We start from the raw sequence: 24,124 nt of genomic DNA on the forward strand, positions 1-24,124 counted from the left end.
AATCATGGGTTATGTCTCAAATTGCCGACCAAGTGCGCCGCAGGCGCACGTTTGCCATCATTTCCCACCCCGACGCAGGCAAGACCACCCTGACCGAAAAGCTGCTGCTGTTTTCAGGCGCGATCAACATCGCCGGCAGCGTGAAAGCGCGCAAGGCGGCCCGGCACGCCACCAGCGACTGGATGGAAATTGAGAAGCAGCGTGGCATTTCGGTCGCCTCCTCAGTGATGCAGATGGAGTACCGCGATTGCGTGATCAACCTGCTCGACACGCCCGGTCACCAGGATTTCAGCGAAGACACCTACCGCGTGCTGACCGCGGTGGACGCGGCGCTGATGGTGATCGATGCCGGCAACGGCGTGGAGCCGCAGACCCGGCGCCTGCTACAGGTCTGCCGCGCGCGAAACACGCCCATCCTCACCTTCGTCAACAAGATGGACCGCGAGGTGCAGGCCCCGCTGGACCTGATGGACGAGATCGAGCGCGAGCTGGGCATGACGGTCGTGCCCTTCACCTGGCCGGTGGGCATGGGCAAGACTTTTCGAGGCGTGTTCGACCGCCGCACCGATCAGATGCGCGTGTTCGCCGCCGGAGATGACCGCCGTGGTGGCGATGAAGACGTTTTGGCCGGCCTCGACAACCCCGAGAGCGTGAAGCGCTTTGGTGCCGAGTTCGAACAGGCCAAAGGCGAGCTGGAGCTGGTGGAAGGTGCTTCGCCACCGTTCGACGAAGAGCAGTTCCTGGCCGGCAAACAGACGCCGATGCTGTTTGGCTCGGCGGTCAACAACTTCGGCGTGCGTGAGGTACTGGATGCGCTGGTGGACCTGGCGCCGCCGCCTGGCGACCGGCCCGCCCTGCAGCGCGTGGTGCACCCCGAAGAACCCAAATTCACCGGTGTGGTGTTCAAGATTCAGGCCAACATGGACCCGGCTCACCGCGACCGCATCGCTTTTGTGCGGGTGGCCAGCGGTCATTTTGAACGCGGCATGAAGCTCAAGGTGGTGCGTTCGGGCAAAGACCTGCGGCCCAACACCGTGGTGTCGTTCCTGTCACAGCGCCGCGAACTGCTTGACGAGGCCTTTGCTGGGGACATCATCGGCATCCCCAACCACGGCGTGCTTCAGCTCGGTGACACGCTGACCGAAGGCGAGAGCCTGCAGTTCACTGGCCTGCCGTTTTTTGCGCCCGAGATCATTCGCAGTGTGGAAGTGGCCGATCCGCTGCGCAGCAAGCAGCTGCGCGCTGGCTTGACCCAGCTGGGCGAAGAGGGTGCGATCCAGGTGTTTCGTCCGGTGGCGGGCTCAGTGCTGCTGCTGGGGGCCGTAGGCCAGCTGCAGTTCGAGGTGGTGGCGCACCGGCTGGAGCATGAGTACGGCGTCAAGGCCCGCATCATGAACAGCCCCTACCAGGTGGCGCGCTGGGTGACCTGCGCGCCCGAAGACGGCGGCGAGATCGAGCTCAAGAAATTCATCGATGCCAACAGCCACCGGGTGGCGCTGGATGCGGTCGATGCGCCCACTCTGCTGGTGGACCATGCGGCCACCCTGCGTGCGGTCGAAGCCAACTGGCCCAAGATCAAGTTCCACGCGATGCGGGAGCATGCGGGCCTGGTGTTCCACAAGAGTATGTAACCCCCCGCGCCGCCTGCGGCGTCTCCCCCCAGGGGGCAACGCGTGCGGCCCGGCGGAGCCGGTTTCGCCGCGTTCCCGGTGGACTACCCTTCGTTGGCCAGCAAGCGCTCGATCGCTCGGGGGTAGACGATGTGCTCCTGACTGAGCACACGGGCCGACAAGGTGGTCGCATCGTCGCCCGGCAGCACCGGCACCACGGCCTGGTCCAGGATCTCGCCATGATCCAGATCATGGGTCACGCGGTGAACCGTGCAGCCAGCGAAGCAGCAGCCCGCGTCGATGGCACGCTGGTGGGTATGCAATCCGGTGAAGGCTGGCAGCAGGCTGGGATGGATGTTGATCAGGCGGCCGGCGTAGTGCGCCACAAAACCGGACGTGAGGATGCGCATGAAGCCGGCCAACACCACCAGCGTGGGCGCATGGCGATCGATTGCGGCAATGAGCGCGGCGTCGAACGCTTCGCGGTTGGGGTAGCCTCGGTGGTCGAGTGCGGTGGTGGCCAGGCCCAGCTCCCGCGCAAGCGACAGGCCAGGCGCATCGGGTTTGTTGCTCAACACTGCAACCACGCGCGCGCCGTGCCGCTCTTCCCAGTGCTGACGCCGAGACGCCTGAACGATGGCCGCCATGTTGGAGCCACTGCCCGAGATCAGAATCACGATGTTTTTATTCACGCCAGCGCGCACGCGCCAGCGTGCAAGTTCTTTCTAAAGGCCAGAAGTGTAATGACCCAAGACTCCACCGCCCCAGCCTCGCACCGGCACAGCATCTCCCAGCGCCCGTTCACCCCGGTCGAGGCGCGGGTGCTGGGCACGCTGATGGAAAAGGCCCGAACCGTTCCCGACAGCTACCCGCTCACGCTCAACACGCTGGTGACCGGCTGCAACCAGAAGTCCAGTCGCGATCCGGTGATGCAGTTGCCCGATGCCGCGGTGCTTGAAGCCCTGGACGACCTGCGCGCACTCCATCTGGTCTTCGAAAGCAGCGGTGGCCGGGTCACTCGCTACGAGCACAACTTCCTTCGTGCAATGGGTCTGCCAGAGCAGTCGGCCGTGCTGTTGGGCATGCTGATGCTGCGCGGGCCCCAAACAGCGGGCGAGCTGCGGCTCAATACCGAACGCTGGTACAAGTTTCTCGACATCGCGTCGGTCGATGCGTTTCTGGAAGAACTGCAGGACAGAGCGCACGAGAAGGGCGGCCCGCTGGTGGTCAAGTTGCCCCGTGCGCCCGGTGCGCGGGAACAGCGCTGGGCCCACCTGCTGTGTGGACCGGTGGACCTGACCGTGGCCGACGCCATGGCCAGCACCTCTGGTACCAGCGCCACCGAAGATGACGTGATCCGGCTGACGCGGCGCGTGGCCGCGCTGGAAGACAAGGTCGCCACCCTGCAGGACCAGCTGCAAAGCTTGAACGAACAACTAGGTCTGTCGCAGCCCGGACAGGAGTGAAACGAACGGTCGTGCGAAACTGGAAAGTGATACCGGCTCAAGCGAGCCGGCCACCGAACAAGGAGACATTGCATGGACCTGGCATTCACGCCCGAAGAGCAGGCGTTTCGCGAAGAAATTCGCTCGTGGGTCAAGGCCAACCTGCCGGCCGACATCGCCAAAAAGGTGCACAACGCTCTGCGCCTGTCGCGCGACGACATGCAGCAATGGGCCAAGATTCTGGGCAAGAAGGGCTGGCTCGGCCACGGCTGGCCTAAGGAGTTTGGCGGTCCAGGATGGAACGCCGTGCAGAAACACCTGTTTGAGGAAGAGTGCGCGCTGGCCGGTGCACCGCGGGTGGTGCCCTTCGGACCGGTGATGGTGGCGCCAGTGATCATGGCCTTTGGAAACCAGACACAGCAAGAACGGTTTCTCCCGGGCATCGCCAGCGGCGAAGTCTGGTGGAGCCAGGGCTACAGCGAGCCTGGCTCGGGCTCGGACCTGGCCTCGCTCAAGTGCAAGGCTGAGCGACAGGGCGACCATTACATCGTCAACGGCCAGAAGACCTGGACCACGCTCGGCCAATATGGAGAATGGATCTTCTGCCTGGTGCGCACCAGCAGCGAAGGCAAACCACAGACTGGAATCAGCTTTCTGCTGATCGACATGAGCTCGCCCGGCGTGAGCGTGCGGCCGATCAAACTGCTGGATGGCGAATGCGAGGTCAACGAGGTCTGGTTCGACAACGTCAAGGTGCCAGCCGAAAACCTGATCGGCGAAGAGAACAAGGGCTGGACCTACGCCAAGCACCTGCTCAGCCACGAGCGCACCAACATCGCCGATGTGAACCGCGCCAAGCGCGAGCTGGAGCGACTCAAGCGCATCGCCAAGGCCGAAGGGATGTGGGGTGACGTTCGTTTCCGCGACCAGATCGCGCTGCTGGAGGTCGACGTGGTGGCGCTGGAGATGCTGGTGCTGCGCGTGCTGTCGGCCGAAAAATCGGGCAAGAACTCGCTCGACATCGCCGGACTGCTCAAGATCCGCGGCAGCGAAATCCAGCAACGCTACAGCGAGCTGATGATGCTCGCCGCCGGCCCCTACAGCCTGCCCTTCATCGAAGAAGCCATGGAAGCCGGCTGGCAGGGCGACTTCCCTGGTGGCGAGGTGGCCAATGCGCCACTGGCTTCGACTTACTTCAACATGCGCAAGACCACGATTTACGGTGGCAGCAACGAAGTGCAACGCAACATCGTCGCCCAGACCGTTCTGGGTTGACCTCAAGGAGCTGAGATGGATTTCGACTTTTCTGACGATCAGGAACAGCTGCGCGATGCCTGCACCAAGTGGGTGGAAAAGGGCTACAGCTTCGAGCGCCGCCGGTCCATCGTTGCCGCGGGCGGTTTCGACCGCTCGGCCTACGGCGAGCTGGCCGAACTCGGGCTGACCGGCTTGTACATTCCCGAAGCCCTCGGCGGCATGGGCATGGGCCCGGTTGAAGCCATGGTGACGCTGGAGGGTCTGGGCCAGGGCATCGTGCTCGAACCCCTCACCCAGACCCTCATCAGTGGCGCGGTGCTGGCAGGCTACGCACCCGAAGGCGTGCAGGCCGACTGGTGCCCCCGAATCGCCAGCGGCGAGGCCCTGGTGGCACTGGCACACCAGGAGCGGGGTGCCCGGTATCGGCTCGATGTCTGCACCACCCAGGCGCAGGCCAGCGGCGACGCGTGGAATCTGACCGGTCACAAACACCTCGTGCCCGCCGGTGACCAGGTCGACGGCTACCTGGTACCGGCCCAGGTAAGAGGCAAGATGGCGCTGTTTTTGGTCGCCCGCAAGACCCCAGGCGTCTCGGCTCGGGGCTATGTCACCCAGGACGGCAGCCGTGCGGCCGACGTGAGTTTCGACGAGGCAGGCGCCATCCTCGTGACGCTCGAAGGTGCAGCCGCGCTGGAACACGCGGTGGACATCGGCATCGCCGCCACCTGCGCCGAGGCGGTGGGCGTGATGGACAAGACGCTGGCGATCACCGTCGAGTACATGAACACCCGCAAGCAGTTCGGCGTGGCCATCGCCAGCTTCCAGGCCCTGCGCCACCGCGTCGCTGACATGAAGATGCAGCTGGAGCTGGCGCGCTCCATGAGCTACTACGCTTCGCTCAAGCTCAATGCCCCTGCGCCGGAGCGCCGCGCCGCCATGTCGCGCGCCAAGGTACAGCTGGGACAGTCCATGCGCTTTGTCGGGCAACAAAGCGTGCAGCTGCATGGCGGTATCGGCGTGACCGACGAGTACATCGCCAGCCACTACTTCAAAAAGCTCACCCAGATGGAAATGAGCTTTGGCGACACCTTGCACCACCTCGGTGAGGTCAGCGCTTGCATGCAGGACACCGCTGGCGTGTTCGCCTGAGGCACTCGGCCTGATGCCGACCCGGCCTCAGGCCGAGCCTGTTGGGACAGACCTCGACCGGCGATTGTCGATGGATCCCAAGGCGTGAGAAATGGCGCGCATGCGGTCGAAAACAGCCTTTGAATGGCTGCGTTCGAGATAAAATTTGAGTACTTTTTTATCCAGCGTTGCCCCGAAACGTTGATGTGCCCAATTTCTCGCTGACCGCTGTATGAACAACCTGTTGCGCCACCTCCTGACTGGCCTGGGATCGCTGAGCATTGCGCTCACCTTCGCGTCGACTGGCCATGCCCAGGTGGTGTACGGCGTTGGTCAGGCAGGAACGGCCGGAATCACGATCCCAGGCTCCAACCGCTTGTTCAGCATCAACACCACCACCGGCGCAGCCACCAACATCTGCGCACTCAGCAGCCCGTCCACCGCGGTTTCGGTCTCCAGCATCGACGGGCAGGCCTACTACATCGACCGGGATGGCACCGGCGTGCCCAAGCTCTACCGCATCAACCCGCTGACCTGCGCCAACACCTTCGTCGGCAACATCACGGGGGCCGCATCGGCTGTGCTGGGCGACGTCACCTTGCGCGCCACCCACTGCCCGGACGGTCGGTTCTACGCAGCCACCAACGTCGGCCAGTTCTTCGAGATCAACGCCAACAACGCCGCGACGCTTCGCTCCCTGACCTGGACGGGCCTGCCCACCGGCGGCAGCGGCGACTTCGCCTGCGTGAACAACGGTGACCTGTATTCCGTGGCCCCCATCACCAACGGAAGTGCAACCTACCGTCTGTACCGGGCCAATGCCGCCAGTTTTGCGACTGTTCCCAGTGGCTCCGCTGTGCCGGTGACCCAGATTGGTGCCAACCTGGCTCTGACTGGCGTGCCCAACGGCATTGCCGAAGGTCCGACTGGTGCGGGCTGTGCCGCGTCCCCGGCGCCGTGTCTCTACGCCAGCAACAGCACCAACGATCTGTGGCGCATCAACAGCACCACGGGTGCGGCGAGTGTGGTGGGACCCACCAACAACGGTCTGACCGATCTGTCCCGCTCGTTCCCGGTCGATCTGTCGTTCACCAAGACCGTCACGCCCACCACCGCGTTGCAAGGTCAGACGGTGTTCTACACCCTGACCGCAACCAATCCGGGGCCAGGCGTGGTGCAGAACATCCTCATCCAGGACGCGTTTCCGGCCGGTGTCGCCAACGCCAGCTGGGCCTGCGCCGTTCAGAACCCAGGCAGTGCGACCCTCGTCGCCACGAGCTGCGGCACCACACCCACTGGCACCGGCAACATCAACACCACCGTATCGTTGTCGCTCAACGCCACCCTGCGCTACAACGTCACCGCCACGCTGAGCAACACCTTCTCGGGCACCCTGACCAACGTGGGTCAGGCCACCATCACCGTGCCGGTGACCGACCCCAACCCGAACAACAACATCGGTACCGCGACCGCCACCATCACGCCGGCAGCCAACCTCACCGTATTCAAAACGAATGCCGTCGGCACGCTCACGACAGGTCAGACCACTACCTACACCCTTGACGCATTCAACAACGGTCCTGCCAACGTGGCCAATGCGGTCGTGCGAGACCCCGCAGTAACTGGCTTGAGCTGCACGGCGGTGACCTGTGCACCGTTGGGCGCAGGGACTTGTCCGGCACCAGCGACTCTCACCATTGCCAATCTGCAAGGACCCGGTGTTCCCATACCCCTGATCAATAGTTCTTCAGGCGTTCGCTTCTCCGTGACATGCACCGTCACGGCAACCGGTGTGCCATAGCGCTCCGCCTGCGCAATGCCAATAAAAACCCGCCTCGGCGGGTTTCTTGTTGGCAGGGTCAGGTGCACTCCTGATGGCTCATCAGCTGCCGGGCTGTTGCAGCTCTGTCAGAACATACACACCATGACCTGTCACCGGCGAGGAGAATGTGTAACTGACGCCGTTGTAGACGCTGCCAACACTTTCGCAAGTCCACGCATCTGCGCTGCTCAGTTGACACAAAGACAGGGCTTCGGGTCGTGCAACTTCACTGGCGTCCAGCGTGAAGTAGATGGTGGGGTTGCCGGGTTCGAAGTTGCCGAACCACTCAAGCCCCGCCACCGGTGTGCCCGGCAAACTCTGGACGGGCAGTTGCGGCCAGGCGTCGCTGAACCAGTGCACCTCGGTGCGGCCATCCACCACGGTCACGCGCCCCACACCCTTGACGCAGGCGAGTGCACCGACCAGAAACGGACCATTCATGGCCACGCCCATCCGGTGGGTGTCATGCCCCTGGCTGAGGCTGGCCATCCGGAAGTCGGTCTGGGGAATGGCCACATCCATTCGCACCGACGTGTCAAAGTAGTCTCCTGAGGCCAGGTAGCCCACGACCTGAGACAGACCGTTGAACGTCGCCAGAAAGCTGCCGCTGTTGATGGTGGTCGCGCCAAAGTCCTCAAAACTGTTCACGCCACACCGGTTCGCCACCGAACCCAGCTGTCCGGCGTCTGCCGTCGGCCTCAAATCGACCACGGGCGGCGAAACAGGGTCGTTCGCGACCGGCGTGGTGAGCTCTTCGCCTCCACCGCCACAGCCTGCCAGCAGCAGGGCGCCCAACACGACCACGATGCCGCCCGCACGCAATTCGCTGAGTGATACCGACATGAACTTCCCCTTGATCTGATTGGTTGGACGTGGCTTCAACTTCGTCCGGGTGGACCGGCCTGACCTGCCTTTCCTTCAGTCTTCGGTCTTTGGCCAGCGTTCTTGAGCGCTTATCCCGGTACTTTTCCGCACCTATCGGGCTCAGGTTCAAATTCTTTTGTAGGTCCGGCTACACTCGCATTAGTACCAATTCATGCATCCTGGCGGTCTCGCTTCATCCCGCCTGGGCATGCTCCTGATCGATTCCGAGAGACCACGATGCACCGCTTCCTGAAGTCTTTGCGCCTAGTCACGCTGGCGCTAGGCCTGTCTGGTCTTGCCGCACCGATCTGGGCACAGGTCTGCGCGGCCCCCGGCAAGGACGGCGTGAATTTCTCCCGCAACACCTACTTCCCGGGCAGCGGTACAGCCAGTGCTGGGTCGAGTGTGGTGAACTTCGGCGCAGCGCGAACCGACACCAATGCCGCGTCGACCGCCTTCGCGGCGGGAGATCTGGCCCTGGTGATCCAGATGCAGGACGCACTGATCAACAACACCGATTCGGGTGCCTATGGCGACGGTGTCGCCGGCGATCCCGCCACCGGATCGACCAACCTGCGCAGCGTGGGCTTTTACGAGTTCAAGCAGGTGGTTGTGGCCAGCGCAGGCTCGATCACCCTGGACAGCCCGCTGGCCAACACCTACACCACCGCCAGCGCCAACGCCACCTCAGGCAATCGCCGCTTCCAGGTGGTGCGCGTACCGCAGTTCGCCTCTGTGTCCTTGCCGGGCGGCACGTTGAACGTGACCCCCTGGGACGGCAGCACCGGTGGCCTGTTTGTGCTTGATGCGTCGGGCGTGCTCAACCTCAACGGCACGACCGTCAATGCCAATGCCACGGGTTTTCGCGGCGGTGGTTCGCAAAATGCGACCGTCATCTCTGGCAGCAACGTCACCACCTATGCGAGTGCCCAGACAACAGGCACGCCACCCGCCAACCTCGGAGCAGCCAAGGGCGAAGGCATCGCCGGCACCCCTCGCTTTGTGCGCTCCGACACGGTCATCAACGCTGGCTTCAGCGGTCTCAACCTGGGCACCTCCGGCTACCCCAATGGCCTGGATCTCGCACGTGGTGCCGCGGGCAATGCAGGCGGCGGTGGTACGCAGCACAACGCGGGCGGCGGTGGCGGTGGCAATGCCGGTACTGGCGGTCGTGGCGGCAACACGTTTGCTGTTTTCAGCACCACCAACACCGGCGGTTGTGTTCAATTTGGCCCAGGCTTCTTTGCTTGTGGCGGTGATGGCGCTCGGGCCATGGGCGGGTTCGGCGGGCTGGGTGTGACGCCTACCGCGGCCCGCCTGTTTCTGGGGGGCGGCGGCGGAGCGGGCGAAAACAACAACGCCAATGACAATCCGACCTTGGCGCAAGGCAGCGGCGGCAACGGCGGCGGCCTGATTTTCGTACGCGCTCGCAACATCACCGGCAGTGGTCAGTTCAGCGCCAGCGGTGGCAGCGGGCAACCAGCGGGACGGGACGCGGCGGGCGGCGGCGGCGCCGGGGGAACGGTGGTGCTGGTGACCGAATCCACGTCGGTACCGGGCCTTCAGGTCAACGTTTCTGGCGGTGCAGGCGGCAACACCGGTCTGCCGCTTCGAGGCAACGAAACCCAGGGTACTGGCGCCGGCGGTGGCGGCGGTGCTTTTATCCGCTCGACCGGCGTCACCGTCGGCGCGACCACCTTTGCCGGGGGTATTGCCGGAGTCAACGTACCGGTCAGCGGCGTTTCCAACACCTTCGGCGCCTCGGGCGGCGCGGGTGGCCAGGCCAACGTGACCTTCTCGGGCACGCAGTTTCCCAACCCAACCAGCTGCTTCCCGGCGCTCACCGTGATCAAGAGCACCTCGACGCCCACGCGCACACTGCCGGCTCAGCCCACCGCGGTCTATGCCATCAGGGTCAGTAACACGGGGGGTGGGGGCGATGCAGTGGGCGTCTCCCTGAGCGACGAGCTGCCGGTCCCCTTCACGCTGGCCAGCAGCACCGCCACCGTGGCGCTGGGCGCAGGCGCCTCCGGACCCACTGCGGCACCCGCTTCGGGCACCTCCACCGTGATCATCGGCACCCCGGGCGGCAGCGACGCCAACAGCTTCACCATTCCCCCGGGAGGCACCCTGACGGCCACCTTTGTGGTCAACCTCAACAACGCCGCGCCAGGCACCTACCAGAACCCGGCCAACACCCTCTACAGCGACCCCACGCGCAGTGTCGCGAATGGCACCACCACGCCGGGCGCGACCTACGCCACCGGCGGCGGCACAGCGGGAGGCTCCAACTACGCCTCAGGCGCCAGCATCCAGGAAGACGTGTCGATCACCGCCACCACCCTGCTGACCATCACCAAGACCAATGCGGTGGGCACCCTGACCGCCGGCACCACCACCAGCTACACCATCACCGTGGCCAACGGCGGACCTTCTGCTGCGGCCAACGCCGTGCTCAGAGACCCGGCTGCCACAGGCCTCAGCTGCACGGCCGTGAGCTGCATCGTCAGCGGCGGAGCAGCCGTCTGCCCGGTGGCACCCGTGCTCAGCCTCGCCAACCTGCAGTCGCCGGCAGGCGTGCCCCTCGCCAGCTTCCCGGCAAGTTCCAGCCTGAGCTTTGTGGTCACGTGCGGCGTGACCGCCAACGGCGTGCCGTGACGGTTCCTCGATCTCTCTGACCCATGAAAGAACCCGCCTAGGCGGGTTCTTTCTTTTGGTTCTTACGAGGGGGTCAGGCGTGCAGCCGCGAGGTCTTGGGCAGGTGCGACATCAGGAACTCCATCTGGTCGACCAAGATGCGGCGGTTGCGCAGGATGAAGTCTTCCCACAGGCTGGGCACATAGGGCGCGTAGAGCAGCGGCATGTGGGCCTGCTCGGGGGTTCGGTTGCCCTTGCGGTGGTTGCACGACTTGCAGGCTGTGACCACATTCATCCAGAGATCGCGCCCGTTCTGGCCCAACGGCACGATGTGCTCGCGCGTCAGTTCGTCTTCGTGGAAGTGCCCACCGCAGTAGGCGCACAGGCAGCGGTCGCGAGAAAACAGCTTGCTGTTGGTGAGCGAAGGTCTCAGTTCAAACGGGTTGATGCGCGGTACGCCGTGGGTGCCGATGATGGAGTTGACGGTGATGATGGATTGAAGCCCGGTGAGCGCGTTGTGACCGCCGTGGAAAACGGCCACCTCGGCGCCCATTTCCCAGCGCACTTCCTGCGCCGCGTAATGCAGCACAGCTTCTTCCAGGCTGATCCACGACTGGGGCAAGCCCTGCGCGGACAATTTCAAGACCTTCAAGACCCACCTCCATGTTGAATACTGAATACCAACCGGACAATCTGTCTTCGCGACCGCCCGCTGACCCGGTGACAGGGCGCAGGCATTTGCGTGTGTCAATATACCGTGCTTCCAAGCCCATCCGCCGCTCGCTGGCGATTTCCCTCTGGTCATGAACATCATCCGAGGCCTGCGCGGCCTGCCTTCTCCAGGTGGCGCCGGCTGCGCCCTCACCATCGGCAATTTTGATGGTGTGCACCGGGGCCACCAGGCCATGCTGGCCTTGCTCAACAACGAGGCCCGGCACCGGGGTGTGCCCAGCTGCGTGATGACGTTCGAGCCCCATCCGCGCGACCACTTCGCCGCCCTGCACCAGAAGCCAGAGCTCGCACCTGCGCGCATCGCCACCTTGCGAGACAAGCTCGAAGAGCTGGCTCGCTGCGGCGTTGACCAGTGCGTGGTCATGCCGTTCGACTCCACGCTGGCCGCCCTGTCGCCGCAGGCCTTCATCGAAGACATCCTGGTGGGGCAGCTCGGTGTGCGCTACGTGCTGGTGGGCGACGATTTCCGTTTTGGGGCCAGGCGGGCTGGCGATTACGCCATGCTCGATGCCGCCGGCCAACGCCTGGGGTTCGATGTGGCGCGCATGCAGAGCTACGAGGTGCACGGCACGCGGGTCTCCAGCTCGGCGGTGCGCGAGGCGCTGGCCCGTGGCGACATGGAGCGGGTCACGGCCCTTCTCGGTCGGCCCTATGCCATCAGTGGCCATGTGGTGCACGGCCGCAAGCTCGGTCGCGAGCTGGGCGCCACCGCGACCGGTGCGGGCGACGGTTTTCGCACCCTCAACCTGCGCTTCGCCCACTGGAAGCCTGCAGCCAGCGGCATTTTTGCGGTGCTGGTGCACGGACTGCTGCCCGACGGCCAGGCCTTGACCGGTGTGGCCAACCTGGGTGTTCGCCCCTCGCTGGACCCGCAAGATGTCAACGGTGGCCGGGTGCTGCTGGAGACCCACTGCCTGGAATGGCCAGCAGCCTTGGCGCAGCACCCGGCCGGCGCAGAGGCCTACGGTAAAATCATCCGCGTGGAACTGCTGCACAAACTGCATGACGAGCTGAAGTACGACAGTCTGGACGCCCTCACCCGAGGCATCGCTCAGGACTGCGATGCAGCGCGCCAGTTTTTTGCCACCCTGCCCGAACAAGCCTACGGCCAGACTCACCGCCAGACCACGCGCGACCGAATTTAGACCGGTTGGTCCGCCCGGTCGCCGCCCTCGACAGGCTCAGGGCGAACGGTTCACCCTCTTCCCACTTGTCCGCCCTATCCCAGCGACCGGGCTGAGCCTGTCAAAGCCTTCACCGAGCCGAGCCCATGTCCGACACACCACACACCGCGGCTGCACCCACTGCCAGCAAGCCCGAAGCGAGCGCCTACCGCGCCACGCTCAACATGCCCGACACCGCCTTCCCCATGCGCGGCGACCTGCCCAAGCGCGAACCGGCCTGGGTGGCCGACTGGAACGCCAGCGGTGGCAACCAGGGTCTCTACATGCGTTTGCGCGAGGCGCGCAAGGGCGCACCTCTGTTTGTGCTGCACGATGGCCCGCCCTACGCCAACGGCAAGCTGCACATCGGCCACGCGCTGAACAAGATCCTGAAAGACATGATCGTCAAGTCCAGGCAGCTCGCCGGCTTCGACGCGCAGTACATCCCCGGCTGGGACTGCCACGGCCTTCCAATCGAAAACGCGATCGAAAAGCTGCATGGGCGCAACCTGTCGCGCGACGACATGCAGGCCAAGAGCCGCGCCTTCGCCACCGAACAGATCGACCAACAGCGCGAAGACTTCAAGCGCCTGGGTGTACTCGGCGACTGGGAACGCCCCTATCGCACCATGGACTTCGCCAATGAAGCCGGTGAAATCCGCGCCTTCAAGCGTGTGATCGAGCGCGGCTTTGTCTACCGTGGCCTCAAGCCGGTGTACTGGTGTTTCGATTGCGGCTCGTCGCTGGCCGAGTTCGAGATCGAATACGCCGACAAGAAGAGCGACACGCTGGACGTGGCCTTCGAGTCGAACGATGCGGCTGGCTTGGCCAAAGCCTTCGGCCTGAGCGCCCTGCCGGTCGGCAAGCAAGCCTTCGCGGTCATCTGGACCACCACCGCCTGGACCATCCCCGCCAACCAGGCGCTCAACGCCCACCCCGGGCTGGAATACGCCCTGGTGGACACGCCCAAGGGCGTGCTGCTGCTGGGGGCCAGCCTGGTCGACAAGTGCCTGGAGCGCTTCGGCCTGAGCGGCAACGTGCTGGCCACGGTCCATGGCGAAGCGCTGCGTGGTCAGGTGTTCCGCCACCCGCTGCACGATCTGGACAGCGGCGTTGGCGCCTACAGCTACAAACGCCTCTCGCCGCTGTACCTGGCCGACTACGTCAGCGACAGCGACGGCACCGGCATCGTGCACTCGGCCCCTGCCTACGGCGTCGACGACTTCAACAGCTGCGTCGCCCACGGCCTGGCCTATGACGACATCCTCAACCCGGTGCAGGGCAACGGCGTTTACGCCGAGGAGCTGCCGCTGTTCGGCGGCCAGCACATCTGGAAGGCCTGCACGGTCATCATCGATACCCTGCGCGAGCACGGTCGCCTGATGGCCACCCAAGGCATCACCCACAGCTACCCGCACTGCTGGCGCCACAAGACGCCGGTGATCTACCGCGCCGCCGCGCAGTGGTTCGTTCGCATGGACGAGGGCGAAGGCGTGTTCACCCAAGACAAGGCGCCCAAGACCCTGCGCCAGCTCGCGCTCGACGCCATCGACCACACCAGCTTCTACCCTGAGAACGGCAAGACCCGTCTGCGCGACATGATCGCCAACCGGCCCGACTGGTGCATCTCGCGCCAGCGCAGCTGGGGCGTGCCGGTGCCGTTTTTCCTGCACAAGGATTCGGGCGAGCTGCACCCCAACACCATGGCCATCCTCGATCAGGCGGCCGACATCGTGGAGCAGGGCGGCATCGAAGCCTGGAGCCGCGTGACGGCGGAGGAGATCCTCGGCGCCGTCGACGCCCCGAACTACACCAAGAGCACCGACATCCTGGAGGTGTGGTTCGACTCCGGCTCCACCTTCTGGCACGTGCTGCGCGGCAGCCACGCCAAGGCTTACCCCAACGGGGCCTTCCACGCCAGCGGCCCAGAGGCCGACCTCTACCTCGAAGGCCACGACCAGCACCGTGGCTGGTTCCACAGCTCGCTGCTGCTGGGCTGTGCGCTGCACGACCGCGCGCCCTACAAAGGCCTGCTGACCCACGGCTTCGCCACTGACGGCCAGGGCCGCAAGATGAGCAAGAGCCTGGGCAACACGGTCGACCCGCAAAGCGTGACCAGCAAGCTCGGCGCCGAAATCGTGCGCCTGTGGGTGGCCAGCACCGACTATTCGGGCGACCTCAACATCGACGATAAGATCCTCGCTCGCGTCGTCGACAGCTACCGCCGCATCCGCAACACGCTGCGCTTTTTGCTGGCCAACGTGAGCGACTTCGACCCGGCCAAAGACGCGGTGCCGCTGGACCAGATGCTGGAGATCGATCGCTACGCGCTGGCGCGCGCGGCCGAACTGCAAGCCGACATCCTGAAGCATTTCGACGCTTACGAATTCCACCCGGTGGTGGGCAAGCTGCAGGTGTACTGCTCGGAAGACCTGGGCGCGTTTTACCTCGACGTGCTCAAGGACCGGCTCTACACCACCGCACCCAAAAGCCTGGCACGACGCAGTGCGCAGACCGCGCTGCACCAGATCACCCACGCCATGCTGCGCTGGATGGCGCCCTTCCTCAGCTTCACCGCCGAAGAGGCCTGGCCAGTGCTGGCAGGCGACCAGACCCGGGGTTCCATCTTTTTCGAAACGTTCTCGCCACTGCCGTCGCCGAACGAGGCGCTGCTGGCCAAGTGGTCGCGTATCCGCGCCATCCGCGATCTGGCCAACAAGGAAATCGAAGCCGTGCGCAGCACCGGTGGCGTCGGCGCCTCGCTGCAGGCCACGCTCACCATCACCGCTGGCGCCGACGATGCGGCGCTGTTGCGCTCATTGGGTGAGGACCTGCGCTTTGTCACCATCACCTCGGCGGTCGAGGTGAACGACGGGACCGAGCTGGCCGTGGCCGTCAAACCCAGCGGCGCCACCAAGTGCGAGCGCTGCTGGCACTACCGCGACGACGTGGGTTCCGACCCAGCCCACCCCACGATCTGCGGCCGCTGCGTGAGCAACCTGGCCGAAGCGGCAGGCGGCGGCGCGGGTGAAGTTCGAAAGGTCGCCTGATGGCTTCGAAACACCACAGCAGCTTCTGGCCCTGGATCGGCCTGGCAGCGGTAATCCTGCTGGCCGATATGTTCACCAAAGCGCTGATCCTGGGCTATTACCAATTGGGCGACAGCACCTACGTGACCTCGTTCTTCAACGTGGTTCGGGTGCACAACTCGGGCGCTGCGTTCTCCTTTCTGGCAGGTGCCGGTGGCTGGCAACGCTGGTTCTTCACCGCCATCGGCATCGGTGCGGCGATCTTCATCGTCTGGATGCTGAGGTCGCACAGCGGGCAGAAGCTGTTTTCATTCGCCCTGGCCTGCATCCTGGGTGGTGCGATCGGCAACGTGATTGACCGCGTGGTGCATGGCTACGTGATCGACTGGCTGGACTTCCACTTCGACTTCCTGTCCGGCATCTTCCACGGCGGTCACTTCCCCTCGTTCAACATCGCCGACGTGGGCATCTCCATCGGCGCGATGTGCCTCATCCTGGATGAAATCCTGAGGGTGCGTCGTTCCCGGTGAGCAGGGTGGCGCACGGCACCCAAGTCGTGCCAGAATGACCGGCCAGGCTGCCATGCAGCCACCATGGCGCTGTCAACCCGACCGCCATACGTTCAGGAGACACCCATGCCCGGATTGCTGCCCCAGATCGACCCCGACGGCCTGCTCGAGTTTTCGGTGGTGTACACCGACCGCGCGCTCAACCACATGTCCAAGCGCTTCCAGGGCGTGATGACCGACATCTCGGCCATGCTCAAGCGCGTTTACGGGGCCCACTCAGCCGTGCTGGTGCCAGGCAGCGGAACCTTCGGCATGGAGTCGGTGGCGCGCCAGTTTGCGCACGGAAAACACGTGCTGGTGATCCGCAACGGCTGGTTCAGCTACCGCTGGACGCAGATCTTCGACATGGGCTCGATTCCCGCCAGCCACACCGTGATGAAAGCGCGCCGCACCTGCGAGGGCTCACAGGCCCCTTGGGCGCCGGCACCCATCGAGGAAGTGAAGGCCACGATTGCCAAGGAAAAGCCCGCACTGGTGTTCGCGCCACACGTGGAAACCTCGGCCGGCATGATCTTGCCCGACGACTACCTGAGCGCAGTGGCCGATGCGGTGCACGCGGTGGGCGGTCTGTTTGTGCTGGACTGCATTGCTTCCGGCGCCATGTGGGTCGACATGGCCGCCACCGGTGTGGACGTGCTGATCTCCGCGCCTCAGAAGGGCTGGAGCAGCTCGCCCTGCTGCGCCATGGTGATGCTGAGCGAACGGGCCAGAAAAGCCATCGACGCAACGCAAAGCACCACCTTCGCCATGGATCTGAAGAAGTGGCTGCAGATCATGGAAACGTATGAGGGTGGAGGCCACGCGTACCACACCACGCTGCCGACCGATGCGCTGGTCCGCCTGCGCGACACCATGAACGAGACCGAAGCCTACGGTTACACCCGGGTACGCGAAGAGCAGGTGGCGCTGGGTCAGGGGGTGCGCGATCTGGTGGAGCGCCACGGTTTCCCCAGCGTGGCCGCGAAAGGTTTCCAGGCACCCGGCGTGGTGGTGAGTTACACCACCGATCCCGACATCCAGTCGAGCAAGAAATTTCTCGCTGTGGGCCTGCAGACCGCCTCGGGCGTGCCGCTGCAGTGCGACGAGCCGGCCGATTTCCGTACCTTCCGCATCGGCCTGTTCGGGCTGGACAAGTGGCACGACGTGCCGACCACTCTGCAACACCTGGAGACGGCGCTGGCCGAGGTCGCACCCGCTGCCGTGTCGGCCTGAACGCCTCGGCATCCAGTCAATGAAAAGGCCTCGCTGCCGCCGCAGCGAGGCCTTTGTTCTGGATCAGGCAGGTCAGGGCAGCAACACGGTGCAGCCGGTGGTGGCGCGCGCCTCCAGGCTCTTGTGCGCAGCCTGCACCTCGGTCAGCGGGAATCGCTGGTCGATGCGGATCTTGACCTGACCATTCAGCACCACCGCAAACAGATCGTCGGCCATGGACTGGGTGCGCTCGCGGCTGGTGATGTGGGAAAACAGCGTCTGCCGCGTCACATAGATCGAGCCCTTGGGACCCAGAATCCCCGGCGCAAACGGCGCCACCGGGCCGCTGGCGTTGCCAAAGCTCACCATCAAGCCAAAGGGCATCAGGCAGTCGAGCGATTTGTCGAACGTGTCCTTGCCCACCGAGTCGTAGACCACCTTCACACCCTTGCCACCGGTGATCTCTTTGACCCGGGCGGCGAAATCTTCGGTCCGGTAGTTGATGGTGAACTCGGCGCCATGCTCCCGGGCCAGCGCGCACTTTTCATCTGATCCTGCCGTACCGATCAGGCGCAGGCCCAGGGCCTTGGCCCACTGGCAGGCGATCAGGCCGACGCCGCCGGCGGCGGCGTGGAACAGCACAAAATCGCCCGCCTTCAAGCCCTCGACTGGCGGGCAACGCTTGAGCAGGTACTGAACCGTCAGTCCCTTGAGCATCATGGCCGCGCCGGTTTCGAAATCGATGCCATCGGGCAGCTGGCAGACGTTCATGGCCGGCATCACCCGCACATCGCAGTAGCTGCCAGGCGGGTTGGCGGCGTAGGCGGCGCGGTCGCCCACTTTCAGGTGAGTCACACCCTCGCCCACCGCTTCGATCACGCCTGCGCCTTCCATGCCGAGCGCCAGCGGCATGGTGTTGGGGTACAGGCCGCTGCGCTGGTACACATCGATGTAGTTCAGGCCAATGGCGTGGTGGCGGATGCGCACCTGGCCCGCTGCGGGCTCGCCCACCGGCACGTTGTCGATCACCAACTGCTCGGGGCCGCCGGTGGCGTGGATGCGCACGGCGCGACTGGTCTGGGTCATGAGGTCTCCTGGCCGGTGGTCCGGCAATGTGTTGTGGGGAAAAGGGCCCACATGCTGCCACGAAATCGCCGCGCCTGTGCGACAGCACCCATCGCGCTCGGCGTGGGAACGCGGCGCTGCGTTGTTACAGTGCCTGCCATGTCCTCGCCTTCTTCCGGTCAGCTCACCGCCAGCACCGCCGCCCTCTTGCTGATCCCGCCCCTGATGTGGGCCGGCAATGCGGTGGTGGGCCGGATGATGCAGGGCGTGATCCCACCGATCACGCTCAATTTCGCGCGCTGGTCGCTGGCCTTGCTGCTGTTGCTGCCGCTGGCGGGCTGGGTGTTGCGCCGCGACAGCGGCATGTGGCCCCACTGGCGCCGTTTCGCCTGGTTGGGCCTGCTTGGTGCCGGGCTCTACAACGCCTTGCAATACCTGGCCCTGAAGACCTCGACCCCCATCAACGTGACCCTAGTCGCGGCCGCCACCCCCATCTGGATGCTGCTGCTGGGCCGCGTGTTCTACGGCGTGGCCATTTCGCGCCGCGCCGCGCTCGGTGCCGCGCTCTCACTCAGCGGTGTGGCGGTGGTGCTGTCGCGTGGTGAGGTGACGCAACTGATCGGTGTGAAGCTGGTGCCGGGCGACGCCTGGATGCTGCTGGCCTCACTGGTCTGGGCCACCTACAGCTGGCAGCTCGCCAAACCGCCTGCTGGCGCCGAGCCTGCAGCAATCAAGGCCGACTGGGCGGCCTTCCTGCTCGCCCAGGTGGTCTTCGGCGTGGCTTGGTCGGGCCTGATGAGCGCTGGCGAGTGGCTGGTGCTTCCCCCCGCGCCTGCTGGCCAGCCACACATCGTCTGGGGCTGGCCGCTGTTGCTGGCGCTGGTCTATGTGGCCGTAGGCCCGTCGCTGCTGGCTTACCGGGCCTGGAGCGCCGGCGTGGGACGGGTGGGACCAACCATTGCAGGGTTTTTCTCCAACCTCACGCCGTTGTTTGCTGCCGTGCTCTCGGCCACCCTGCTCGGCGAGGCGCCGCGCCTTTACCACGCAGCAGGCTTCGCGCTCATCGTGGGTGGCATCCTGGTGAACTCACGGCGCTGAAACCTCAGTACGTCCCCGGGTAGGCCCCGCCATCGGCCAGCACGTTCTGGCCGGTCATGTAGCCGGCGTGAACGCTGCAGAGGAACGCGCAGATCGCACCGAACTCGGCGGGCGTACCGAAGCGGCGCGCAGGGATGGTCTTGCGACGGGCGTCCATGACCGCCTCGATCGGCTGACCGGTTTTGGTCGCAGCGCTTTCCAGCGTGGTCTTGAGACGATCGGTATCGAAGGCGCCGGGCAACAGGTTGTTGATGGTGACGCCCTGCGCCGCCAGGCCGCTGCGGGATACACCCGCCACAAAACCCGTGAGGCCACTGCGTGCGCCATTGGACAGGCCCAGGATGTCGATCGGCGCCTTCACTGCGCTGCTGGTGATGTTGATGATGCGACCAAAGCCGCGCTGCGCCATGCCGTCCACCGTGGCCTTGATGAGCTCGATCGGCGTGATCATGTTGGCGTCCAGCGCTTTGAGCCAGATCTCGCGGTCCCAGCCACGGAAGTCGCCCGGTGGCGGACCGCCCGCGTTGGTGACCACGATGTCAAACGAACTGCCTGGCCCAAGCGGTGCCGACAGCGCCGCTGCGCGGCCCTCCGGGGTGGTGATGTCGGCGGCCACCGCGATCACCTGAACGCCGGGACTGGCCTCGCGCAGACCAGCCGCTGCGGTCTGCAGGTCGCCCGCGCCCCGCGCCACGATCACCAGGTTGGCGCCTTCAGCCGCCATAGCCTGCGCACAGCCCAGCCCCAGCCCTTTGCTGGCGCCGCACACCAGCGCCCATTTGCCTTTGATGCCGAGATCCATCGTGTTTCCTTGAAAAAATGAGTTGAGAAAACCTGAAGCGCTACTTCGCTGGCGCCCTGCCAAACCGCGTGACCAAGAACACGCCCGCCACCACCAGCGCGGTGCCAACGACGATCCAGGCGTTGAACGGTTCGTCCAGGATGACCACCCCCATGGCGATGGTGGACATCGGCCCGATCATGCCGGTCTGCGCGGCCAGGCTGGCGCCAATGCGCTCGATCGCCATCATCACCATCAGCACCGGCGCGAAGGTGCACAGCGTGGCGTTGAGCAGCGAGAGCCAGATCACCTCGGGCGCGACCAGCGCAGCGCTCATGGGCCTGAGCAGCACAAACTGCAGCAGCACCAGCACGCAGGCCACACTGGTGGCCAGCCCCACCAGCCGCAATGAACCGAGTCGCTTCACCAGCTCACCGCTGTAGACTAGGTAGATCGCGTAGCTGATCGCGCTGCCGAACACGAGCATCGCGCCGACCACTGCGTCAGGCCCTTGCAGGCCAGCTTCATGGCCAAAAACCAGCAACACGCCGGCGTAGCTGATCGCCATGGCGGTGGCCTGCAGCTGCGTGATGCGCCGCTTGTAGATGAACCAGCCGAGCAGGAGCACCAGCGTGGGGTTGAGATAAAGAATCAGCCGCTCCAGGCTGGCAGTGATGTACTGCAGACCCCAGAAATCGAGAAAACTCGCCAGGTAGTACCCGGTGAAACCCAGGCCCAGAATGCCCAGCCAGTCGCTGCGGGTGAGCGGCGGCTTGCCGCGGCTGGCCCACCAGGCCAGCGCCAGAAACAGCGGCAGCGCAAACAGCATGCGGTACATGATCAGCGTGACCGCATCCACCCCGTACTGGTAAGCCAGCTTCACGATGATGGCCTTGCCGCTGAACGCGATCGACCCCAGGCCGGCCAGCAGCAGGCCGCTGGCGAGGTGGGAGGGCGGCACATGCACGGCGGCGGTCATCGCGCGATTATCCGCAGTCCATCGCGCGGCGGCTGTCGCCCAGCCATCCTGCGTCAGCGTTCAGGGCTTGGGTGCCACCAGCGCTTCGGCATCCACCACCCGGTACACGCGGCCGTGGTTGTCGAGCGCCTCAAGGCTACCCTCTCGAAGGAAGGCGTTGAGGGTGCGGCTCACGGTCTCCAGCTTGAGGTCGAGCATGGCGCCCATGTCTTCGCGCGAAAACAGCGTGCTGACCGAGGCGTCGTGGTCGGCTCGCATCTTCAGGATCAGTCCGGCCACCCGCTGGCGGGCGGTGCCGAAGTTGAGGTCGGCCAGCCAGTCGTCGGCCTCCTTGAGGCTGCGGTGCCAGCGCTCCAGCAGGCGCTGGTGCAGGCGCGGCGTCTCGCGGTTCAGGCGCTGGATCACTTGCAGCGGCAGGCGGCAGACCTTGATGCTGGTCAGGCCGATCGCGTCAGACTCGTAGGTGGGCGCCATCAGCGCTTCAAGCCCGATCACGTCGCCCGCGCGCAGCACACGCACGATGCGCTGGCGCCCGTCCAGGGTGTTGCGCACCAGCTTGACCACGCCCGCGCGCAGGGTGTAGAGCGAAGTCGCGGTCTCGCCCATGCGCACCAGCGCGTGGCCAGCCGGGTGCTCCAGGTCGTCAATGGGCGCGTGGATGAGCTTGAAGTCTTCTTCGTGCAGGTCGGCAAACAGCACCATGTCGCGGATGCCGCAGCTGCGGCAGTCGGCGGTGCCGCGCCAGGCGGATTCGGTTTTGACGGGGATCATGCGGTGGGTTGCATCGGGTCGGAAAGAACATCGCACTGTAGAGCAGCGACCCGCGCAACGGCGCAGCGTGGGGGCAATGAACGGGCCAGCCGCCGGGCCGCCCCAAGGCAGGCCCAGCCCCCTCGGGGGGCAGCGACCCGCGCAGCGGCGGAGCGTGGGGGCATCAACTGACCGGCGGCGTGGTTGCCAGCACCTCGTCCAGCGTGGTGAGGCCTTCTGCCACGCGGGCCGCGCCGGCCAGGCGCAGCGGGCGCATGCCGTCTTTCACCGCCTGCTTGCGCAGGGTTTCGACGCGTGGCTCGCGGTTGACCTGGTCTTTGAACTCTTCGGTGACCACCAGCAGCTCGTAAAGACCCATGCGACCGCGAAAGCCGGTCATGCGGCAGTCCACGCAGCCCACAGGCCGGTAGGGCTTGTATTTGCCGCTGACTTGCCACGGCTTGACCAATTCGGCCAGTGCCTCGCGCGAGGCCTTGGTCTGGGCCTCGTCCTCGCGCGTGCGGCAGGCCGGGCACAGGGTGCGCACCAGGCGCTGTGCCAGCACGCCGAGCACCGTTGCGTTGATGAGGTAAGGCGGTATGCCCAGCTCCATCAGCCGCATGATGGCGCTGGGAGCGTCGTTGGTGTGCAGCGTGGTGAACACCAGATGGCCGGTGAGCGCAGCCTGAACGGCCATCTCGGCGGTGGGCAGGTCGCGCACTTCGCCCACCATGATGATGTCCGGGTCTTGCCGCATGAGAGCGCGCAACCCCTGGGCGAAATCGAGGTCCAGATGGGCTTGCACCTGGGTCTGGTTGAACGCAGGCTCGATCATCTCGATCGGGTCTTCCACCGTGCTCACGTTCACCTCTTCGGTGGCCAGGCGCTTCAAGGTGGCGTAGAGCGTGGTGGTTTTGCCCGAGCCGGTGGGCCCGGTCACCAGCACGATGCCATGCGGCCGCTTGGTCAGACCTTCCCAGCGCTGCGCGTCGTGCGGCGCAAATCCCAGCGCGCTCAGATCCTTCACCGTCGAGTCAGGGTCGAAGATGCGCATCACCAGCTTTTCACCAAACGCGGTGGGCAGGGTGGACAGGCGCATTTCCACCTCATCGCCCTTGACCGCGCCGACGCCGGGGCGCAAGGTCTTGATGCGCCCGTCCTGTGGGCGGCGGCGCTCGACCACGTCCATGCGGCCCAGCAGCTTGATGCGCGCCGTCATGGCGTTCATGACGCCGATGGGCATCTGGTACACCGGGTGCAACACGCCGTCGATGCGAAAGCGGATCACGCCCTGCTCGCGCCGCGGCTCCAGGTGGATATCGCTGGCGCGCTGGTCAAACGCGTACTGCCACAGCCAGTCCACCACCTGCACCACGCTCTGGTCGTTGGCGTCGAGCTGCTTGTTGGCCTTGCCCAGCTCCACCAGCTGCTCGAAGCTGCCAAAGCCGGCCTGGCCGCCGCTCTTGTTGGCCGCGCGCACCGACTTGGCGAGCGCAAAAAATTCGGCGGTGTAGCGGGTGATCTCCAGCGGACTGGCCAGCATCAGGCGCACGGTCTTGCGGGTCTGGCGCTCCACCTCGGGCACCCAGTCGCGGATGAACGGCTCGGCCGTGGCCACCACCACCTCGGTCGGACTCACCTGCACCGGCAGCACCTTGTGGCGCTCGGCATAGGCGGCGCTCATCACGTCGGCCACCTTGCCGACGTCTACCTTGAGCGGGTCGATGCGCAGATAGCTCAGCCCCGCGCGCTCGGCCAGCCACTGGGTGAGCGATTCGACGTCGAGCACACGACCATCCGCCGCGCGTGCCATGGCCACCACGGCCAGGCGCTGCAGCGGGTGCTGGGCGCTGTGGGCGGACGAACAGCGCGCGATGGTGCGGCGCGCTTCGTCGGCCGAGATCACCTGATCGGTGCGCAGCCAGTCGACCAGCATGCGCCAGTCCAGCGGACCCGGGGGGACTTCGGCGGCGGCTTGGGCAGAGGCTTGGGTTTTCATGCAGT

At 65.3% G+C, this 24,124-nt stretch carries 19 protein-coding genes; 11 read left to right on the forward strand and 8 right to left on the reverse strand.

The genetic code is table 11. The features are described 5' to 3' along the window. Positions 1-11 precede the first annotated feature (11 nt). A complete protein-coding gene (locus QUV25_RS02235) occupies positions 12-1,631 on the forward strand; it encodes a peptide chain release factor 3 (RefSeq protein ID WP_300860987.1) in 1,620 nt (539 codons plus the stop codon). Positions 1,632-1,714: 83 nt separating this feature from the next. Here the strand turns inward: QUV25_RS02235 and purN are convergent, their stop codons facing one another. After that, on the reverse strand, positions 1,715-2,302 hold the full coding sequence (purN, locus tag QUV25_RS02240) for a phosphoribosylglycinamide formyltransferase (protein ID WP_300860989.1): 588 nt from the start codon (positions 2,300-2,302) through the stop codon (positions 1,715-1,717). A 51-nt stretch (positions 2,303-2,353) separates the two neighbouring features. Here purN and QUV25_RS02245 point away from each other — a divergent pair, with 51 nt between their 5' ends. The 4 genes from QUV25_RS02245 (at position 2,354) to QUV25_RS02260 (ending at position 7,241) form a co-directional block, all read left to right on the forward strand. After that, positions 2,354-3,076: a YceH family protein gene (locus QUV25_RS02245; RefSeq protein ID WP_300860990.1), complete on the forward strand. Its 723-nt coding sequence runs from the start codon at positions 2,354-2,356 to the stop codon at positions 3,074-3,076. Positions 3,077-3,148: 72 nt separating this feature from the next. Continuing rightward, positions 3,149-4,330: an acyl-CoA dehydrogenase family protein gene (locus QUV25_RS02250; protein ID WP_300860991.1), complete on the forward strand. Its 1,182-nt coding sequence runs from the start codon at positions 3,149-3,151 to the stop codon at positions 4,328-4,330. A 15-nt stretch (positions 4,331-4,345) separates the two neighbouring features. After that, positions 4,346-5,461, forward strand: coding sequence for an acyl-CoA dehydrogenase family protein (locus tag QUV25_RS02255; RefSeq protein WP_300860993.1), 1,116 nt, complete (start codon positions 4,346-4,348; stop codon positions 5,459-5,461). 211 nt (positions 5,462-5,672) lie between these two features. Further along, the gene (locus QUV25_RS02260) at positions 5,673-7,241 is read left to right on the forward strand and encodes a DUF11 domain-containing protein (protein ID WP_300860995.1); all 1,569 of its coding nucleotides are present in this window, start codon (positions 5,673-5,675) and stop codon (positions 7,239-7,241) included. 81 nt (positions 7,242-7,322) lie between these two features. Here the strand turns inward: QUV25_RS02260 and QUV25_RS02265 are convergent, their stop codons facing one another. Next, positions 7,323-8,105 carry a hypothetical protein gene (locus QUV25_RS02265; RefSeq protein WP_300860996.1) on the reverse strand — a complete coding sequence of 261 codons (783 nt, stop codon included), beginning with the start codon at positions 8,103-8,105 and terminating at the stop codon, positions 7,323-7,325. A 258-nt stretch (positions 8,106-8,363) separates the two neighbouring features. Here QUV25_RS02265 and QUV25_RS02270 point away from each other — a divergent pair, with 258 nt between their 5' ends. Next, a complete protein-coding gene (locus tag QUV25_RS02270; protein WP_300860997.1) occupies positions 8,364-10,784 on the forward strand; it encodes a hypothetical protein in 2,421 nt (806 codons plus the stop codon). A gap of 73 nt (positions 10,785-10,857) precedes the next feature. Here QUV25_RS02270 and QUV25_RS02275 read toward each other — a convergent pair whose 3' ends face one another. Further along, entirely contained in the window at positions 10,858-11,415 is a 558-nt protein-coding gene (locus QUV25_RS02275) for an HNH endonuclease (RefSeq protein WP_300860998.1), read from the reverse strand. A gap of 151 nt (positions 11,416-11,566) precedes the next feature. Here QUV25_RS02275 and QUV25_RS02280 point away from each other — a divergent pair, with 151 nt between their 5' ends. The 4 genes from QUV25_RS02280 (at position 11,567) to QUV25_RS02295 (ending at position 17,468) form a co-directional block, all read left to right on the forward strand. Continuing rightward, on the forward strand, positions 11,567-12,640 hold the full coding sequence (locus QUV25_RS02280) for a bifunctional riboflavin kinase/FAD synthetase (RefSeq protein WP_300860999.1): 1,074 nt from the start codon (positions 11,567-11,569) through the stop codon (positions 12,638-12,640). A gap of 125 nt (positions 12,641-12,765) precedes the next feature. Further along, positions 12,766-15,708 carry an isoleucine--tRNA ligase gene (gene ileS, locus QUV25_RS02285; protein ID WP_300861000.1) on the forward strand — a complete coding sequence of 981 codons (2,943 nt, stop codon included), beginning with the start codon at positions 12,766-12,768 and terminating at the stop codon, positions 15,706-15,708. Next, positions 15,708-16,217 carry a signal peptidase II gene (gene lspA / locus QUV25_RS02290; RefSeq protein ID WP_300861001.1) on the forward strand — a complete coding sequence of 170 codons (510 nt, stop codon included), beginning with the start codon at positions 15,708-15,710 and terminating at the stop codon, positions 16,215-16,217. The genes ileS and lspA overlap by 1 nt, the downstream gene beginning before the upstream one ends. Positions 16,218-16,322: 105 nt before the next feature. Continuing rightward, entirely contained in the window at positions 16,323-17,468 is a 1,146-nt protein-coding gene (locus QUV25_RS02295) for an aminotransferase class V-fold PLP-dependent enzyme (RefSeq protein WP_300861002.1), read from the forward strand. A 72-nt stretch (positions 17,469-17,540) separates the two neighbouring features. Here QUV25_RS02295 and QUV25_RS02300 read toward each other — a convergent pair whose 3' ends face one another. Then, positions 17,541-18,533 (reverse strand): quinone oxidoreductase, encoded by a 993-nt coding sequence (locus tag QUV25_RS02300; protein ID WP_300861003.1) that lies wholly within the window; start codon positions 18,531-18,533, stop codon positions 17,541-17,543. 138 nt (positions 18,534-18,671) lie between these two features. Between QUV25_RS02300 and QUV25_RS02305 the strand changes: the two genes are divergently transcribed. Further along, positions 18,672-19,610: a DMT family transporter gene (locus QUV25_RS02305; RefSeq protein WP_300861004.1), complete on the forward strand. Its 939-nt coding sequence runs from the start codon at positions 18,672-18,674 to the stop codon at positions 19,608-19,610. 4 nt (positions 19,611-19,614) lie between these two features. On the opposite strand, the gene QUV25_RS02310 is transcribed toward QUV25_RS02305, so the two are convergent. The 4 genes from QUV25_RS02310 to QUV25_RS02325 all read right to left on the reverse strand — a co-directional run bounded on the left by QUV25_RS02310 (position 19,615) and on the right by QUV25_RS02325 (position 24,119). Further along, positions 19,615-20,412: an SDR family oxidoreductase gene (locus QUV25_RS02310; RefSeq protein WP_300861005.1), complete on the reverse strand. Its 798-nt coding sequence runs from the start codon at positions 20,410-20,412 to the stop codon at positions 19,615-19,617. Between the two features lie 40 nt (positions 20,413-20,452). Next, complete coding sequence (locus QUV25_RS02315; RefSeq protein ID WP_300861006.1) at positions 20,453-21,370, reverse strand: DMT family transporter; 918 nt, start codon at positions 21,368-21,370, stop codon at positions 20,453-20,455. A gap of 60 nt (positions 21,371-21,430) precedes the next feature. Then, on the reverse strand, positions 21,431-22,141 hold the full coding sequence (locus QUV25_RS02320) for a Crp/Fnr family transcriptional regulator (protein WP_300861007.1): 711 nt from the start codon (positions 22,139-22,141) through the stop codon (positions 21,431-21,433). Between the two features lie 163 nt (positions 22,142-22,304). Beyond that, entirely contained in the window at positions 22,305-24,119 is a 1,815-nt protein-coding gene (locus QUV25_RS02325; RefSeq protein WP_300861008.1) for a GspE/PulE family protein, read from the reverse strand. Positions 24,120-24,124 lie beyond the last annotated feature (5 nt).

The sequence above is a fragment of the Hydrogenophaga sp. genome (assembly GCF_030373245.1).
Lineage (GTDB): Bacteria > Pseudomonadota > Gammaproteobacteria > Burkholderiales > Burkholderiaceae_C > Hydrogenophaga.

Excerpts from the sequence above, each read along its gene's own strand:
- QUV25_RS02235 (WP_300860987.1), top strand. The coding sequence starts at position 12 with ATGTCTCAAATTGCCGACCAAGTGCGCCGCAGGCGCACGTTTGCCATC.
- QUV25_RS02245 (WP_300860990.1), top strand. The coding sequence starts at position 2,354 with ATGACCCAAGACTCCACCGCCCCAGCCTCGCACCGGCACAGCATCTCC.
- QUV25_RS02250 (WP_300860991.1), top strand. The coding sequence starts at position 3,149 with ATGGACCTGGCATTCACGCCCGAAGAGCAGGCGTTTCGCGAAGAAATT.
- QUV25_RS02255 (WP_300860993.1), top strand. The coding sequence starts at position 4,346 with ATGGATTTCGACTTTTCTGACGATCAGGAACAGCTGCGCGATGCCTGC.
- QUV25_RS02260 (WP_300860995.1), top strand. The coding sequence starts at position 5,673 with ATGAACAACCTGTTGCGCCACCTCCTGACTGGCCTGGGATCGCTGAGC.
- QUV25_RS02265 (WP_300860996.1), bottom strand. The coding sequence starts at position 8,105 with ATGTCGGTATCACTCAGCGAATTGCGTGCGGGCGGCATCGTGGTCGTG.
- QUV25_RS02270 (WP_300860997.1), top strand. The coding sequence starts at position 8,364 with ATGCACCGCTTCCTGAAGTCTTTGCGCCTAGTCACGCTGGCGCTAGGC.
- QUV25_RS02280 (WP_300860999.1), top strand. The coding sequence starts at position 11,567 with ATGAACATCATCCGAGGCCTGCGCGGCCTGCCTTCTCCAGGTGGCGCC.
- ileS (WP_300861000.1), top strand. The coding sequence starts at position 12,766 with ATGTCCGACACACCACACACCGCGGCTGCACCCACTGCCAGCAAGCCC.
- lspA (WP_300861001.1), top strand. The coding sequence starts at position 15,708 with ATGGCTTCGAAACACCACAGCAGCTTCTGGCCCTGGATCGGCCTGGCA.
- QUV25_RS02295 (WP_300861002.1), top strand. The coding sequence starts at position 16,323 with ATGCCCGGATTGCTGCCCCAGATCGACCCCGACGGCCTGCTCGAGTTT.
- QUV25_RS02300 (WP_300861003.1), bottom strand. The coding sequence starts at position 18,533 with ATGACCCAGACCAGTCGCGCCGTGCGCATCCACGCCACCGGCGGCCCC.
- QUV25_RS02305 (WP_300861004.1), top strand. The coding sequence starts at position 18,672 with ATGTCCTCGCCTTCTTCCGGTCAGCTCACCGCCAGCACCGCCGCCCTC.
- QUV25_RS02310 (WP_300861005.1), bottom strand. The coding sequence starts at position 20,412 with ATGGATCTCGGCATCAAAGGCAAATGGGCGCTGGTGTGCGGCGCCAGC.
- QUV25_RS02315 (WP_300861006.1), bottom strand. The coding sequence starts at position 21,370 with ATGACCGCCGCCGTGCATGTGCCGCCCTCCCACCTCGCCAGCGGCCTG.
- QUV25_RS02320 (WP_300861007.1), bottom strand. The coding sequence starts at position 22,141 with ATGATCCCCGTCAAAACCGAATCCGCCTGGCGCGGCACCGCCGACTGC.
- QUV25_RS02325 (WP_300861008.1), bottom strand. The coding sequence starts at position 24,119 with ATGAAAACCCAAGCCTCTGCCCAAGCCGCCGCCGAAGTCCCCCCGGGT.